Below are 17,210 nucleotides of genomic sequence, written 5' to 3'. Positions count from 1 at the left end.
TCATCGTCCACCACCGTCGTACCGATGATGGCGCCTGCGGCATCGCGCACCGTGATGGTCGCACCGACCTCACCGGTTCCGCTGATCGAAGCACCATCTGGTGCGATCGTCGCGGTCGGCGCGTCGGGCGCCGTCAGGTCCGGCGCCGTCACCGGTGCCGGGTCGGACACATTGCCGGCCCCATCGGCCTGAGTGACGGAAAGGGCCTCGCCATCCACCTGCGGCGGCGTCAGCGTAACGGTGTAATTGCCCTGCGCATCGACCGAGCCACTGCCCAGCAGCGTACCGTCCGCCGCGCGGACTTCCACCGTCGATCCGGCAACACCTGTGCCAATGATCACCGCGCCGGTCCCGTCGATCGTCGCCGTCGGTGCAGGCGGCGCCGTCAGATCGGGCGCCGTGACCGGGATTTCCGCTGATTCATTGCCCGCCGCGTCGCTCTGGGTGACATCCAGCACTTCGCCATCGACCCGCGCCGGTTCAATATCCACGACATAATTGCCGTCCTCATCCACCACCGTCGTGCCGATGATGGCGCCGGAGGCATCACGCACCGTGATGGTCGCGCCAATCTCACCCGTCCCGCTGATCGCCGTGCCATCCGGTTCGATCGTCGCGGTCGGCGCATCGGGCGCGGTCAGGTCCGGCGCCGTCACCAATGCCGGGTCGGACACATTACCGGCCGCATCGACCTGCGTAACGGAGAGGGACTCGCCCTCGATCCGGGGCGGCGACAGCGTGACGCTGTAGCTGCCGTCAGGCCGCACCACGTCGCTACCGATCAGATTGCCCTGGGCATCGCGCACATCGACGACGGCGCCGGGCTCGCCCGTCCCGGTGACGGCCGTACCGCCTACGGCCACCGTCGCGCCCGGCATGGCCGGCGCATCGAGATCAGGCGCGGTCAATCCGGCCGGCAGTGATTCATTGCCGGCGGCATCGCTCTGCGTCACCGTAAGCGCCTGGCCATTGGTCTGCGCCGTGTCCAGCGTGGCGCCATAGCTGCCATCGCCCTGGACGGTCGCCGTGCCGATCAGCAGACCGCTGGCATTATAGATGCGAATATTGGCGCCCGGTTCGCCCGTGCCAGTGACGCTCAGCCCATCCTGACCGATCGAGGCGACCGGTGCCAGCGGAGCGGTGCCGTCCGGCGCGGTCAGGAAGACCGGATCGGACACATTGCCGGCCGCATCCGCCTGGCTGACGGTCAATTGCTCGCCATTATTCTGGGGCGTGCCCAACGCTACCCGATAGGTGCCATCGGTGCCCACCTGGCCCGTACCCAGTACCGTGCCCGCAGCGTCATAGACCGTAACGGTCGCACCGGGCTCGCCGGTGCCGGTGACGCTGTTGGTCGATTCGAGCGTCGCATCGGGCGCGTCGGGCGCCCTCAGATCGGGCGCGATCGCCACCGTCGGCAGCGATTGATTGCCGGCCGCGTCGATCTGCGTGACCGAGACCATCTCGCCATTGTCCAGCGGCGTATCCAGTTCGATGGAGTAATTGCCGGCAGCGTCGGCCGTCCCGCTGCCGATCAGAATACCCGCCGCATCGCGGATATGCACCGTCGCATTGGCTTCAGCCACACCGGAACAGGTGGTGCCAGTGGCATTCAGCCTGGCCGTCGGCGGCGCAGGCTCGTCGGTATCGGCATCAGCATCAGCATCAGCATCCGCATCCGCATCAGCATCAGCATCAGCATCAGCATCCGCATCCGCGTCAGCATCGGCATCCGCATCGGCATCGGCATCGGCATCGGCATCGGCATCGGCATCCGCGTCAGCATCTGCATCTGCATCGGCATCCGCATCAGCATCAGCATCAGCATCAGCGTCAGCGTCAGCATCCGCATCAGCATCTGCATCTGCATCTGCATCTGCATCCGCATCGGCATCCGCGTCAGCGTCAGCGTCAGCATCGGCATCCGCGTCAGCATCTGCATCTGCGTCAGCATCGGCGTCGGCGTCAGCATCGGCATCTGCATCAGCATCTGCATCCGCATCGGCATCAGCGTCAGCGTCTGCATCCGCATCAGCATCTGCATCCGCATCAGCATCAGCATCAGCATCAGCATCGGCATCCGCATCCGCATCTGCATCGGCATCTGCATCTGCATCCGCATCCGCATCTGCATCCGCATCAGCGTCAGCATCTGCATCTGCATCCGCATCCGCATCTGCATCTGCATCGGCATCCGCATCGGCATCGGCATCAGCATCGGCATCCGCATCCGCATCTGCATCTGCATCCGCATCGGCATCGGCATCGGCATCAGCATCGGCATCCGCATCAGCATCTGCATCTGCATCTGCATCTGCATCCGCATCTGCATCTGCATCCGCATCCGCATCAGCATCTGCATCCGCATCCGCATCTGCATCTGCATCTGCGTCAGCGTCTGCATCAGCATCAGCATCTGCATCTGCATCCGCATCCGCATCCGCATCAGCATCCGCATCCGCATCCGCATCCGCATCCGCATCCGCATCAGCATCCGCATCCGCATCTGCATCTGCATCTGCATCAGCATCAGCATCAGCATCAGCATCAGCATCTGCATCAGCATCAGCATCAGCATCCGCGTCAGCATCGGCATCCGCATCCGCATCGGCATCGGCATCCGCATCGGCATCTGCATCTGCATCTGCATCAGCATCAGCATCGGCATCGGCATCCGCATCCGCATCCGCATCGGCATCTGCATCTGCATCTGCATCCGCATCAGCATCTGCATCAGCATCAGCATCAGCATCCGCATCAGCGTCAGCGTCAGCGTCAGCGTCAGCGTCAGCGTCAGCATCTGCATCCGCATCGGCATCAGCATCTGCATCAGCATCAGCATCAGCATCAGCATCAGCATCAGCATCTGCATCTGCATCTGCATCAGCATCTGCATCAGCATCAGCATCAGCATCAGCATCAGCATCTGCATCCGCATCCGCATCCGCGTCAGCATCGGCATCCGCATCGGCATCGGCATCGGCATCGGCATCCGCATCCGCATCGGCATCTGCATCTGCATCTGCATCAGCGTCGGCATCAGCATCCGCATCAGCATCCGCATCGGCATCCGCATCCGCATCCGCATCTGCATCGGCATCCGCATCCGCATCGGCATCGGCATCAGCATCCGCATCTGCATCTGCATCAGCATCCGCGTCAGCATCAGCATCAGCATCAGCATCGGCATCTGCATCCGCATCAGCATCCGCATCTGCATCTGCATCTGCATCTGCATCCGCATCAGCATCCGCATCAGCATCCGCATCGGCATCCGCATCTGCATCTGCATCTGCATCCGCATCCGCATCTGCATCCGCATCCGCATCCGCATCAGCATCAGCATCAGCATCAGCATCAGCATCAGCATCTGCATCTGCATCTGCATCTGCATCTGCATCTGCATCTGCATCAGCATCCGCATCCGCATCAGCATCCGCATCAGCATCCGCATCAGCGTCAGCGTCAGCGTCAGCATCGGCATCCGCGTCAGCATCTGCATCGGCATCCGCATCTGCATCCGCATCAGCATCTGCATCCGCATCAGCATCAGCATCCGCATCAGCATCCGCATCAGCGTCAGCGTCAGCGTCAGCGTCAGCGTCAGCATCGGCATCCGCGTCAGCATCTGCATCTGCATCCGCATCCGCGTCGGCGTCAGCATCAGCATCAGCGTCAGCGTCAGCGTCAGCGTCAGCGTCAGCATCGGCATCTGCATCTGCGTCAGCATCGGCGTCGGCGTCAGCATCGGCATCGGCATCTGCATCTGCATCCGCGTCAGCGTCGGCGTCGGCGTCAGCATCGGCATCTGCATCNCATCTGCATCTGCGTCAGCATCGGCGTCGGCGTCAGCATCGGCATCGGCATCTGCATCTGCATCCGCGTCAGCGTCGGCGTCGGCGTCAGCATCGGCATCTGCATCTGCATCCGCATCGGCATCTGCATCTGCATCCGCATCGGCATCTGCATCAGCGTCAGCGTCAGCATCAGCATCTGCATCCGCGTCAGCGTCGGCGTCAGCATCGGCATCTGCATCCGCATCGGCATCAGCGTCAGCGTCAGCGTCTGCATCAGCATCAGCATCCGCATCAGCATCAGCATCCGCATCGGCATCGGCATCGGCATCAGCATCCGCATCCGCATCCGCATCCGCATCAGCATCGGCATCGGCATCGGCATCTGCATCCGCATCCGCATCCGCATCGGCATCGGCATCAGCATCAGCATCCGCGTCAGCATCCGCATCAGCATCCGCATCAGCATCAGCATCAGCATCAGCATCTGCATCAGCATCAGCATCAGCATCAGCATCAGCATCAGCATCTGCATCTGCATCAGCATCAGCATCTGCATCTGCATCTGCATCAGCATCCGCATCAGCGTCAGCGTCAGCGTCAGCGTCAGCGTCAGCGTCAGCGTCAGCATCTGCATCCGCATCCGCATCGGCATCAGCATCCGCATCAGCATCCGCATCAGCATCCGCATCGGCATCCGCATCTGCATCCGCATCTGCATCCGCATCCGCATCCGCATCAGCATCAGCATCAGCATCCGCATCCGCATCAGCGTCAGCGTCAGCGTCAGCGTCAGCATCTGCATCCGCGTCAGCATCTGCATCAGCATCTGCATCAGCATCTGCATCTGCATCTGCATCTGCATCCGCATCCGCGTCGGCGTCAGCATCAGCATCAGCGTCAGCGTCAGCGTCAGCATCGGCATCTGCATCTGCATCTGCGTCAGCATCGGCGTCGGCGTCAGCATCGGCATCGGCATCTGCATCTGCATCCGCGTCAGCGTCGGCGTCGGCGTCAGCATCGGCATCTGCATCNCATCTGCATCTGCGTCAGCATCGGCGTCGGCGTCAGCATCGGCATCGGCATCTGCATCTGCATCCGCGTCAGCGTCGGCGTCGGCGTCAGCATCGGCATCTGCATCCGCATCGGCATCGGCATCTGCATCAGCGTCAGCGTCAGCATCAGCATCTGCATCCGCGTCAGCGTCGGCGTCAGCATCGGCATCAGCATCAGCATCGGCATCAGCGTCAGCGTCAGCGTCAGCGTCTGCATCAGCATCAGCATCAGCATCCGCATCGGCATCGGCATCGGCATCAGCATCAGCATCCGCATCCGCATCCGCATCGGCATCGGCATCGGCATCGGCATCTGCATCCGCATCTGCATCTGCATCCGCATCCGCATCAGCATCAGCATCCGCGTCGGCGTCGGCGTCAGCATCTGCATCCGCGTCAGCGTCAGCGTCAGCATCCGCATCCGCATCCGCATCAGCATCAGCATCAGCATCAGCATCAGCATCTGCATCCGCATCGGCATCCGCGTCGGCGTCAGCGTCAGCATCCGCGTCAGCATCTGCATCGGCATCGGCATCAGCATCCGCATCCGCATCAGCATCCGCGTCGGCGTCGGCGTCAGCATCTGCATCCGCGTCAGCGTCAGCGTCAGCATCCGCATCTGCATCAGCATCCGCATCAGCATCCGCATCAGCATCAGCATCAGCATCAGCATCGGCATCTGCATCGGCATCGGCATCGGCATCGGCATCAGCATCGGCATCCTCAGCATCAGCATCAGCATCGGCATCTGCATCGGCATCGGCATCGGCATCGGCATCAGCATCGGCATCCGCATCAGCATCAGCATCTGCATCTGCATCCGCGTCAGCGTCGGCGTCAGCATCGGCATCAGCATCAGCATCGGCATCAGCGTCAGCATCAGCATCAGCATCCGCATCGGCATCGGCATCAGCATCAGCATCCGCATCCGCATCAGCATCGGCATCGGCATCTGCATCCGCATCTGCATCTGCATCCGCATCCGCATCCGCATCCGCATCAGCATCCGCGTCGGCGTCAGCATCTGCATCCGCGTCAGCGTCAGCATCCGCATCCGCATCAGCATCAGCATCAGCATCAGCATCAGCATCAGCATCAGCATCAGCATCTGCATCCGCATCGGCATCCGCGTCGGCGTCAGCGTCAGCATCAGCATCCGCATCAGCATCCGCATCAGCATCAGCATCAGCATCAGCATCGGCATCTGCATCGGCATCGGCATCGGCATCGGCATCAGCATCGGCATCATCAGCATCAGCATCAGCATCGGCATCTGCATCGGCATCGGCATCGGCATCGGCATCAGCATCGGCATCCGCATCAGCATCAGCATCTGCATCTGCATCCGCGTCAGCATCAGCATCAGCATCGGCATCTGCATCCGCATCAGCATCCGCATCAGCATCCGCATCAGCATCCGCATCAGCATCCGCATCGGCATCCGCATCTGCATCTGCATCTGCATCCGCATCTGCATCCGCATCAGCATCAGCATCTGCATCTGCATCTGCATCTGCATCAGCATCCGCATCAGCGTCAGCGTCAGCGTCAGCGTCAGCATCGGCATCCGCGTCAGCATCTGCATCAGCATCTGCATCAGCATCTGCATCAGCATCTGCATCAGCATCAGCATCTGCATCTGCATCTGCATCAGCGTCAGCATCTGCATCTGCATCTGCATCTGCATCTGCATCTGCATCCGCGTCGGCGTCAGCATCGGCATCTGCATCCGCATCCGCATCTGCATCGGCATCTGCATCCGCATCCGCATCAGCATCGGCATCTGCATCTGCATCKGCATCGGCATCAGCATCAGCATCAGCATCGGCATCAGCATCTGCATCTGCATCGGCATCGGCATCGGCATCGGCATCAGCATCAGCATCCGCATCAGCATCCGCGTCGGCGTCAGCATCAGCATCAGCATCAGCATCAGCATCAGCATCTGCATCAGCATCAGCATCCGCATCTGCATCGGCATCAGCATCAGCATCAGCATCGGCATCGGCATCGGCATCTGCATCGGCATCTGCATCTGCATCAGCATCAGCATCCGCGTCGGCGTCAGCATCAGCATCAGCATCTGCATCAGCATCTGCATCTGCATCAGCATCAGCGTCAGCATCAGCATCAGCATCAGCATCTGCATCTGCATCTGCATCTGCATCCGCGTCGGCGTCAGCATCGGCGTCGGCGTCAGCATCGGCATCTGCATCCGCATCCGCATCCGCATCGGCATCTGCATCCGCATCCGCATCCGCATCCGCATCAGCATCGGCATCCGCATCAGCATCCGCATCCGCATCCGCATCCGCATCGGCATCTGCATCTGTATCGTCGATCGACGATCTGCCGTCGGCGGTGGTGCCCAGGACGGTGGCGCCGGTGACGCCGATGCCGCCGATGATGGCCGCCGGAATTAGCGACGATCCCGCAGCGCCCGCACCACCAGCAGCGCCGATCAGTTCATCCAGGTCGTTCAGCAGGGAAAAGCGCGGGAAGCGGCTGCCGGAGCGGGCCAGCCACTGGTTGCCGTCATTGTCGCGCAGCACCAGGTCGCTGTGTCCCGCCTCGAACGGCTGGTAGAAATTGGTGACCTTGATGACATTGCCGTCGGTCAGGCGGATGACCAGGTCATTGCCATTCTGCTCCAGCGCAGACACGGCTTCCCGGTTCAGTTGCAGGCGAACGATGCTGGGGTCATCCAGGGTTATCGTATCGATGGGAGCCTGGCTGACTTCACCTGTCGCCTTGTCGATAACTTCGGCCGCCATCGTCGTTCCCTTTTCCTCTAGCGCGCGCCACCGCCGGGCGGGCGTCGGATACGTCATTGCGCTTCCGCACCCCCCGGACGGGGCGCAGGATTCCGCGTGATAACGATCTAACGGAGGATGATCGGGGCAGGCCCCAAGGATTCCGAATTCGGATGTGATTTTGCGTTCGGACGCCACAGCGCGGCCGGATGCGGCGCCTTAGAGCATGATGCGACTGGATTGAATCGCATCATGCTCTATGAGCTTTTTGCTTTCCGCGTTTTGCGAGCCGTCATCTGTTCCAGATGACGGCGAAATGCTCTAGCCGCGATAGCGGGCTTCGGCCAGGTCCAGTTCGCGCGTAATCTTGCGCGCCGTTTCGCTGCCGAGCAGCCGGTCGCGGATCAGCACGGCCAGCGCCGTCCGCTCGGCCTTCACGCCCACCAGACTCAATTCGCTGACCAGCCGGTTGCCCGCGCGCGCCTCGTCGGCCTGCTGGCCGCTCAATCCCTCGATCCGCTCGCGATAACGGTCCATCACTCGCCCGCCCGCAGCGGCGTAGATGTCCGCCTCGCCCCGATCCTCGGCCAAAGCATGCTGATGCCGCTCGACCGCCCGGATCGCGGCTTCGGCGGTGACGATGCGCGCGCTATCCTCCTCCGCCTGCTTCGATGGCTCGGGCGGCATGGTCAGCCCCTTGAGCAGGACCGGAAGGGCGATACTGGCCAGCGTTAGCGACACCACGATCACCCCCGCCGCCAGAAAGATGGCCAGGTCACGCGCGGGAAAGGGCGTGCCGTCGTTCAGCACCAGCGGCAGGGTAAGCACACCCGCCAGCGTGATCGCCCCGCGCACACCCGCGACGGACGTGGCCGCGACCAGTCGCCAGGGCGGACTTTGCACGCCCACTCCCGCCTTCGCATTGCGCAATATGGTAAGGCGCAGGGACGCCCAGACCCAGACGAAGCGCAGCAGTGCCAGCCCCGCCACGATCGCGCCGGTATAGACGGCCAGCCACCAGGGCGAGCTGTGATTGGTCAGCGCCACCGTCTGATGCGCGCCCTCCAATATGCCGGGCAATTGCTCGCCCAGCAGCACGAAGATGATGCCGTTCAGCGTGAACTGGATGGTGTCCCACACCGAATTGCGCCGCATGCGCGTGGCCGCCATCGCTGCGCGTGAGATTTCGGCATAGGTCATGGTCACGCCGGCGGCCACCGCCGCCAGGATGCCCGACGCATGGACATGTTCGGCCAGCATGTAGGAGCCGAACGGGATGAGCAGGCTGACCAGGATTTGCGAACCGACATCTTCGCCCCAGCGCTTGGTCACCCAGGCCTTGACCCGCGACACGGCCAATGTGACCGCCACGCCGATCAACAGGCCGACCCCCGCCACCCACAGAAAGTTGAGGGTCGCCGCCCCGGCCGAGAAACTGCCGGTCAGGGCTGCGGCAATGGCGAAGCGCAGGCAGACCAGGCCCGACGCATCGTTCAGCAACGATTCCCCTTCCAATATGTGCATCATACGCTTTGGGATGGGCACGCGCGCGGCGATGGCGGACACGGCGATCGGATCGGTCGGCGACACCACGGCGGCCAGCGCGAAGGCGACCGCCAGCGGCATGGCCGGGATCATCCAGTGGATGAAGAAGCCCATGCCGACCACCGTGAGGAGAACGAGGCCCAGCGCCAGCTCCACCACGGTGGACACGTCCTTGAGCAGTTCGTCCTTGGGGATGCGCCAGCCGTCGAGGAAGAGTAGCGGCGGCAGGAAGAGGAAAAGGAAGAGTTCGGGGTCAAGATCGACGCGATGCGACGTCGACAGGCCGACCACCGCGCCGAGCAGAATCTGCACGATCGGGGTTGGGATGGATATCGGCAACATTCGGGAAATCGCCCCGCTGACGACCACCGCCAGCAGCAGAAAAAGCACGATCGAAACTGTTTCCAAACCTATCCTCCGTTCCTGGGTGCAAGGAACCTAGAGCATTTTTCCCGACAACGGGGAAAGAAGTTGGCTTTTTATCGTGCGATCAGGGATCGGACGGCCGGCTCCAGCAATCTGGCGCCGGCCGCCTGTTGGTTCAGTAGCGCGCACGGATGCTGGCGAAGAACGTGCGCCCCGTTTCCGGGAAACCATCGGTCAGCGTGTAATAATCGTCGAACAGGTTGCGACCGCCCACGCCGATCTCGACATTGTCGGTGAACGCATAATCGACGCGCAGCCCGGCGTTCACATAGGCGCCGGTGCGGTAATAAATTTGCGGCGCGCTTGCCGGCAAAGCGGTAAATAGGGTCCAGCGGTTCGATGCCAGATCGACGCTGGGGACGATATGCAGCGTCTCCACCGGCGCCCAGTCGAGATAGGCGAAGCCCTTGTGCGTGGGCACGCCGGTTGGGTGGAACAGCGGGTTGGCGGCATAGTCCAGCTTCCGCCTGATCCCGGTATAGTTGAAGCCGGCATCCAGCCTCGGCAGAATCGTCGCCGACACCGACAGTTCGACGCCATAATATTCGCCCTTGCCGACATTACGGCTCTGCGACAGGTTGGTCAGCACGCAGCCCGCGACCGGTACCGCCGGCGCCGCGGTGGACGCGGTGCAGGGATAGGCCGGGGTCGGTACGCTGAAGATGGCGTTGCGCACCCGACTGTAGAAGAGCGCACCTTCCACCCGCAGCTTGCCCGCCGCCCAGTTGCCGCCGATTTCCGCATTGGTGGCGCGCTCCGCCTTCAGGGCGGGATTGGGGATGGCGGTGTTGAACCGCTGGCTGAACCGTTCGAAAATGGTCGGAAAGCGAGCGCGCGACGACAGGCTGGCGTGCAGGTTCACCGCCTCATTGGCCTGCCAGTCGAACCGGCCCTGCAAATTCCACGTATCGGCATCACGACGCGGATAATTGTAGATCACCGACGCGCCTGTCGTGCCCAGCGGCGCACCATATTCCTCAGCCTCGATGAGGTTGCGCCAGTCGAAGCTGCCGCCCAGCGTGAAGCGCAGGTCCGGGGTCAGGCGCAGCTCATTTTCCAGCGCGGCGGAAAATGTCTCCTCCGTCTGGGTCTGGCGCGGTTCGGTGGTGCCGACGCCGGCGGTCGAGAAGCTGGTCTGATACTCGACATGCCGGTCGTGCCGATAATGGAAAGCCAGACGCAGCGTATCCGCCTCGCTCGCGTCGAAATCCAGTTGGGTCGACCCGCCCCAGGCACGGTCCTCATAGGGGCTGTCGAACGTATAGGGCCGGGTTTGCGTCGTCAGCGTGCGGTCGGTGAAGCTGCGCAGGATCGAATCGAACTGGTTGTAATAAGCGCGGGTCTTGAGCGTAGCCCGGTCGCCCAGCGCAGTGGTCGAGAGGACATAGACGCTGGTGATGTTCCATTCCGGCCAGTCCCAGTAACGCGGCGTCGTCACGGTGTCGCTGATATGCAGCGGCGCGCCCTTGGCCCCCTCCTGATAGGTATAACTCAGCGCATATTCGTCGGTCGCATTGGGCGTGAAGCCGACCTTGGCATTGACGCGCCAGTCGCGGGTGCCTGAAAAATCGCGCGCGCCGCCATCCTCCAGCGCCATATTGCGCGGGGTGAAGTCGTTCGGCAAATCCCAATGATCGGTGAAGCTGCGCGCATAGCTGGCCTGCGCATACCATCTGTCATGGTGCGTCCCGATCATGGCGGAGACATTATAGCCGGCATAATCGGCATCATTGTCGAAATTCACCGTGCCACGCACGTCGATGTCCAGCGCCTTGGTCGGCTTGGACGTGACCAGGTTGATCGCCCCGCCCATCGCGCCCGGACCGTCCAGCACCGACGCATAACCCTTGGCCACCTGTACCTCGGCAATGTCGGTGGTCAGGAAGCGGCCATAATCCAGCCTGTTGTCGGCGGGCAGATAGACCCGGATGCCGTCGATCGACAATGGCACCTGAAACCGGTCGAAACCGCGCACGAACACCAGCCGCTCGTTGCGCGTCCCACCACTATTGCCGGACGAGATACCGGGCATCAGGTTGATCGCGTCGTCCAGAGCGGTGCGGCCGAAGGTGTAGATGGCGTCCGACGACAGGGTGTTGCCATCAATCTCGATCCCTCGCGTGCGCGGCGCGGTGACGACAATCCGGCCCAGCGAGAAGCGATCGCTCCCTTCCTCCGGCTCCACCTGTGCCTGGGCTTGGCCCGCAAGGGCGCTGCCCGCCAATAGCAGGGCGGTGAAAGCGATCCGCATATATTTTCCCCCTTTTCCGGTCGTTCGACTCGATATATCCGGCGGTATATAGCCAAACCGTCCCGAGGGAAGTCCCAGATGCCGTTCCGTGCCCAGCCCCTGCGCCTTGTTCCTGTCCTTGCCGCGCTACTCTGCACCGCGCCCGCCGCCGCGCAGATGGACCATGCGCCGGCCCGGTGCACCGCCCCGGCGGGCCTGCCCGCGCCCATGGCCTCCTGGCGCAATCCGCTGGCGCTCAAGGCCGGCGCCGATCGGAAGGCTGCCGCACGCGCGATCCTGACGCCGGGCCGGACGGTGACGCTGGCGCTGCTCCCCACGCCCAAGGTCGCCTATCCGGTACGTCCCGCCAAACCGGGCGACAGCGTCAGCCATGGCGGCCTTGCCAGCTTCACGGTGAAGGAAGCCGGCACCTGGCGCGTGGCGCTGGGTTCGGGCGCCTGGGTCGATGTCATCAGCGACGGTCAGGCTGCGACCTCGATCGCGCATGGCCATGGGCCTGACTGCACCGGCATCCGAAAGATGGTGGATTATGACCTGAAGCCCGGCCGCTACACGCTCCAGATCGCGGCCAATGGCGAGGACAGCCTGACCCTGCTGGTGACCCGCCTGCCATGACCCCTCCCCATGCTGCCAAGGGCTGCTGATGCTGGCCGCAGCCGGTGGGAATGGGCATGAAGGAATTGGAGGCCGAACTGCCATGCCCGGTTGGCAAACGGCTTCAGGCCTCAGCCTTTGCCTTCCTGCCGCAGCGCCTCGGCAAATTGCCCGGCGCGCGCCTGCAACTGTTCGGACCGGTCGCGCAATTCGCCCGCTGCACTGTTGACGGCGCGGGCCGTGCGTTCGGACGATCCGATCACCCATTCCAACTGGCGGATTGCGGCATCCGTATCGGTCATGCGCGCCTTGGCGCCCATCACCGCGTCACGGATTTCTCCCGCGACCAGCGACTGATGGTCGAGCGCCGCGCGCGACGATCCGGTGACGCGCGCAATCTCGCCCACCAGATCGCGTACCGCATGGACGCCCGACGCTGCGGTCTGGGCGGTATCCTGCATCATCCGCAGCACGGCGGTGATCGACGCGGTCGACTGGCTGGTCAGTTCCGCCATCTGGCGCACTTCATTGGCGACGATGGCAAAGCCCTTGCCGCTTTCACCGGCCCGTGCCGCCTCGATCCGGGCATTGAGCGCCAGCGTATTGATGCGCGCCGCAATCTCCGCGACCGACGATACCACCGCTTCCACCGCGATCGTGTTGGCGCTCAGGTCCGCCAGCCGTGCGACCAGATCGTCGATCGTCTGTTCCGCCCGCCGGGTGGAGGCCACCGCCGCGCTCACATTGCCGTCCAGGCTGACGGTCGCCTGCCCCAGCGCCTGGTTGCCATCGACCACGATATCTATGGATTTGGTCGAATGCTGGGCGGAACTGGCGACGATCGCCGCCGCGTCCCGCCCGGCCTCCGCCCCACGCTCCAGTTCACCCGACTGGGTGTTGAGCGCCGTCGCAATTTCCAGCATCGGCCGCAGCACGCTGTCGAAATCCTGCTCGAACAGCGCAAGCGTCGCGAGCGACCGCACCCGGCCCTCGTCCTTGCGCTGCTCCCGCTCCTCGTCCCGCTCCTCGGACAGGCGTACGACCGTTTGCTCCTGCTCGCGCAACCGGGCCATCAGGGCCTGCGCCGCCTGCTCCGCCTGCATCGACAGGTCGGATGTGCGGCGACTATGCTCCGCCTGCCCCTGCGCTTCCGCCTGCTGGTCCAGCAACAGTTGGTTCAGTCGCCGGGCGAGCAGATATTGCGCCAGCCCCACCAAAGTCGTGATGACTGCCAGCCCCAGTGCCAGCAGCCAGCCATGTTTCAGCATAGCCGTGCCGGGCCGGCGCGGGTTCCAACTGATATAGCCGGTGACCGCCGGCTCGGAAAACAGGTCCAGTTGCGGGCCACCTGTATCTTTGCCGCCGGTTTCCCAGCGCAACCGGTCGATCGCCATGGACTGCCCGATATCGTCGAGCAGGCGGCCGGCAACGGGTTGCAGCCAGATCAGATAGCGTTTGGGGTCGCGCTCATCCTTTATCTTTCCATCGGTCGGCCGGATACGCGCGACGCCCAGAAGATAGGGTTGCGCCTCGAACAGGATGTGGCTGACGGTCGGCGTGTCGGTTCGGTCCGCTGCGCGGTACAAAGTCGGCAGGTCTGCGCCGTGAAATGCCTGCAAGGGCGGCTTTTCGCCCTGGTCCCAATGGCTGTAGAGAACATGGCTGGCGGCATCGCTGATATAGATGCCCTGCATCGGCATGGTGAAGGATTTCCACACGCCCGGCCCGACATTGTCGTTGGTCCAGACCGGATCGACGGTTCGCACCATATGCGCATAAAGCTCGTCCCACAGCGCATAGCCTTTCAGCCAGCTGCGGAAATTCTTCGCCCGCGCGTCGATCGCCGACTCCACCGCCTTGCTGGCATAGGCGATTTCGGTGCGATCTTCCTCCCGCGCCTGATGGATACCGAACAGCAGCAGCGACCCGATCAGCAGCAGCGCCGCCAGCGCATAGCTGGTCAGGATCTTCGCCGGAAAGGACAGGGCAACCGGACGCCGACCCGAATGAACGATCTTGAAATGCAAGGGGCCGGACTCTCCGAGGTTTCCCCAGGCCCTAGCGTAAGATCGTAAATAAGCCTTTAGAGCATCGTGCGGAGAAGTGGGAACCGGTTTTTCGCTTAAAACGATGCGAAAACAAAAACTGGAACGCGCGACCTGCATCGGATTTAACGCAGCGCGCTCCAGTGCTTGCGCATGAGCAAGACGAAATGAAAGGGCGTTATATCAGCCGCGCCCGACATAGGGCATATTGGTCGCCATCAATGTCATGAACTGGACATTAGCCTCCGGCGGCAGCCCGTCCATATAGGCGACCGCCTCCCCCACTTGCGCTACATCCATGACCGGTTCGGGCCGCCTCTCGCCATTGGCCTGCGGCACGCCTGCCGACATGCGATCACCCATGGCGCTGCTGGCATTGCCGATGTCGATCTGGCTGCACGCGATGCCGAACGGCCGGCCATCCAGCGCGGTCGATTTGGTGAGGCCCGTCACGCCATGTTTGCTGGCGGTATAGGCGATCGAGTCCGGGCGCGGGCTGTGCGCGGAAATGGAACCATTGTTGATGATGCGCCCGCCCTGCGGCGCCTGCGCCTTCATCACGCGGAACGCCGCCTGAAGGCAGAGGAACGCGCCAGTCAAATTGGTGTCGATCACCCGGCGCCAGTCACCTTCCGCCAGCCTGTCGATCGGCACGTCGACCACATTGACGCCCGCATTGTTGAACAGCAGGTCGACCCGGCCGAACGCCGCGACCGTGGCGTCGAACATTGCCGTAACGCTCGCCGCATCGGTGACATCGGTGGGGATGGCCAGATGCTCCGCCCCCTCCAGCAGCGCCAGCGTCTCCGCCAGCCCTTCCGCGCGCCGGCCCGCCAGCGCCAGCCGATAACCGCGCCGGTCGAGCGCAATCGCCACCGCCCGGCCGATGCCGCTGCCTGCGCCGGTGATGACGGCAACGCGGCCCGTCACGACAATGCCGTGGGCAGTGGCGCGCCGGCCAGCAGCGCATCCACATTGGCCAGCACCAGATCGGCCATCGCCTTGCGCGTCTCGGCGGTGCCGCTGGCGATATGGGGCGCCAGCGCCGTGCGATCACTGGCGATCAGCGCGGCACGCACGACCGGTTCGTCGGCGAACACATCCAGCGCCGCGCCGGCGATCGTCCCGCGCTCCAGCGCCGCGACCAGCGCATCCTCATCCACCACGCTGCCGCGCGCGACATTGACCAGATAGCCCTCCGGCCCCAGCGCCCCCAGCACCGCCCCGTCGATCAGCCCGCGCGTCTCCTCGGTAGCGGCGCAGGCCAGCACCAGGACGTCGCTGTCCCGCGCCAACGCATGCAGGTCCGGCTCATACCGATAGGGCGCGTCCTTGGGCATGCGGCCATGATAGGCGATCGGCCCGAACGCCGCCAGCCGATCCGCCGTCGCCCGACCGATATGGCCCAGCCCGACAACCCCGAACCGCCGGCCCGTCACCTTGCGCTTGAGGGGAAAGCCCTCCTCCAGCCAGCGCCCGTCGCGCACGAAACGGTCCGCAGCAGGCAATCCGCGCAGCAGGCCGATGATCAGCCCCACCGCCAGATCGGCGACATCCTCGGTCAGCACGCCCGGCGTCGTGCTCACGGCCACACCACGCGCCTGCGCATGCGGGACATCGACCTTGTCATAGCCCACGCCGTTGATGGCGATCAGGCCGAGCGAGGGCAGCGCATCGATCAGATCCTTGGTGCAGCCCAGATGCCCACCGGTCACGACGATTTTGGCGCTCTCGGCCTCCGTCGCCAGCCACGCGGCCTGCGCCGCCTCGTCCAGGTCGAACCAGCGCACCACCGGGGCGCGCTCCGTCAGTTGCGCCTCCAGATAATCGGACAGCGGGCAAAGCTGCAACATGACCCCTTGTTCCATGATCCCGTTTCCCTTTCAGATGACGGACAAGATGCCACCATCGACATAGATGGTCTGGCCGTTGACGAAATTGGATGCAGAGGACGCGAGGAACACCGCCGCACCGTGCAGTTCCTCCAATCTGCCCCATCGGCCGGCCGGCGTGCGCTGGCACAGCCAGGCGTCGAACACAGGGTCTTCCACCAGCGCCTTGTTCAGCGGCGTGTCGAAATAGCCCGGCCCGATCGCGTTGACCTGAAGCCCGTGCCGTGCCCAGTCGGCGCACATGCCCTTGGTCAGATTCTTCACCGCGCCCTTGCTGGCGGTGTAGGGGGCGATGCCGGGGCGGGCCAGTTCGCACTGGACGCTGCCGATGTTGATGATCTTGCCATGCCCGCGCGCAATCATGTGCGGCGCCACCGCCTTGCTGACATAATAGACGCTGTCCAGATTGGTCGCCATCAGCGCGCGCCAGTCATCATCGTTGAAACGGTCGAGCGGCGCGCGGCGCTGGATGCCGGCATTGTTGACCAGGATGTCGATCGCCCCGACGTCCGTCTCGATTCCCGCGATACCGGCATTGACCGACGGCTGATCGGTGACGTCGAACAGGCTGGTCGCGACCACGATGCCCTGCGCTTCCAACTCCGACGCCGCCGCATCCAGCGCCGCCTGGCTACGGCCGTTCAGAACCACGCGGGCGCCGGCCTGCCCCAGCGCCGTGGCGATCGAAAAGCCGATCCCGCGCGCTGCGCCGGTGACGAGCGCCGTGCGCCCTTCAAGAGAAAAAAGGGTCATGTGGGAAATCTCCATACTTGCCTCGCAGCGTAGAAAGTGACCGGTCACATTGCAATCGACAATTTTCATTTTGTTATGGCATGATACGGTATTGCGGCAGGA

At 63.6% G+C, this 17,210-nt stretch carries 9 protein-coding genes and 1 pseudogene; 1 reads left to right on the top strand and 9 read right to left on the bottom strand.

All coding sequences use genetic code 11. The features are described from left to right. The 5 genes and pseudogenes from ASE85_RS19620 to ASE85_RS19590 form a co-directional block, all read right to left on the bottom strand. A partial coding sequence (locus tag ASE85_RS19620) for an Ig-like domain-containing protein (protein ID WP_235523623.1) occupies positions 1-1,586 on the bottom strand: 1,586 nt, incomplete at its 3' end. Positions 1,587-4,829: 3,243 nt separating this feature from the next. After that, positions 4,830-7,178, bottom strand: a 2,349-nt coding sequence (locus ASE85_RS24110; protein ID WP_235523622.1) for a hypothetical protein, incomplete at its 3' end; no start/stop codon positions are given. 172 nt (positions 7,179-7,350) lie between these two features. Next, positions 7,351-7,623: pseudogene (locus tag ASE85_RS24480) on the bottom strand (BapA/Bap/LapF family prefix-like domain-containing protein); the annotation flags it as partial. 300 nt (positions 7,624-7,923) lie between these two features. Further along, entirely contained in the window at positions 7,924-9,555 is a 1,632-nt protein-coding gene (locus tag ASE85_RS19595; protein WP_056692620.1) for a Na+/H+ antiporter, read from the bottom strand. A 133-nt stretch (positions 9,556-9,688) separates the two neighbouring features. Beyond that, on the bottom strand, positions 9,689-11,824 hold the full coding sequence (locus ASE85_RS19590) for a TonB-dependent receptor plug domain-containing protein (RefSeq protein WP_056692617.1): 2,136 nt from the start codon (positions 11,822-11,824) through the stop codon (positions 9,689-9,691). Positions 11,825-11,902: 78 nt separating this feature from the next. Here ASE85_RS19590 and ASE85_RS19585 point away from each other — a divergent pair, with 78 nt between their 5' ends. Continuing rightward, positions 11,903-12,439 (top strand): hypothetical protein, encoded by a 537-nt coding sequence (locus ASE85_RS19585; protein ID WP_056692614.1) that lies wholly within the window; start codon positions 11,903-11,905, stop codon positions 12,437-12,439. A 110-nt stretch (positions 12,440-12,549) separates the two neighbouring features. Here ASE85_RS19585 and ASE85_RS19580 read toward each other — a convergent pair whose 3' ends face one another. From ASE85_RS19580 to ASE85_RS19565, 4 genes are all read right to left on the bottom strand, one after another. After that, the gene (locus ASE85_RS19580; RefSeq protein ID WP_056692611.1) at positions 12,550-14,445 is read right to left on the bottom strand and encodes a methyl-accepting chemotaxis protein; all 1,896 of its coding nucleotides are present in this window, start codon (positions 14,443-14,445) and stop codon (positions 12,550-12,552) included. A gap of 201 nt (positions 14,446-14,646) precedes the next feature. Continuing rightward, complete coding sequence (locus tag ASE85_RS19575) at positions 14,647-15,393, bottom strand: SDR family oxidoreductase (protein WP_056692608.1); 747 nt, start codon at positions 15,391-15,393, stop codon at positions 14,647-14,649. Beyond that, on the bottom strand, positions 15,390-16,331 hold the full coding sequence (locus tag ASE85_RS19570) for a 2-hydroxyacid dehydrogenase (protein ID WP_056692605.1): 942 nt from the start codon (positions 16,329-16,331) through the stop codon (positions 15,390-15,392). Before ASE85_RS19570 ends, ASE85_RS19575 begins: the two co-directional genes overlap by 4 nt. 15 nt (positions 16,332-16,346) lie before the next feature. Continuing rightward, positions 16,347-17,108, bottom strand: a complete 762-nt coding sequence (locus ASE85_RS19565) for an SDR family oxidoreductase (RefSeq protein WP_056692603.1) — start codon at positions 17,106-17,108, stop codon at positions 16,347-16,349. Positions 17,109-17,210 lie beyond the last annotated feature (102 nt).

It is taken from the genome of Sphingobium sp. Leaf26, assembly GCF_001421665.1.
In the GTDB taxonomy this organism is placed as follows: domain Bacteria; phylum Pseudomonadota; class Alphaproteobacteria; order Sphingomonadales; family Sphingomonadaceae; genus Sphingobium.
The sequence above is the reverse complement of the archived record's forward strand: the minus strand, read 5'-3'. Positions and strand labels throughout refer to the sequence as shown.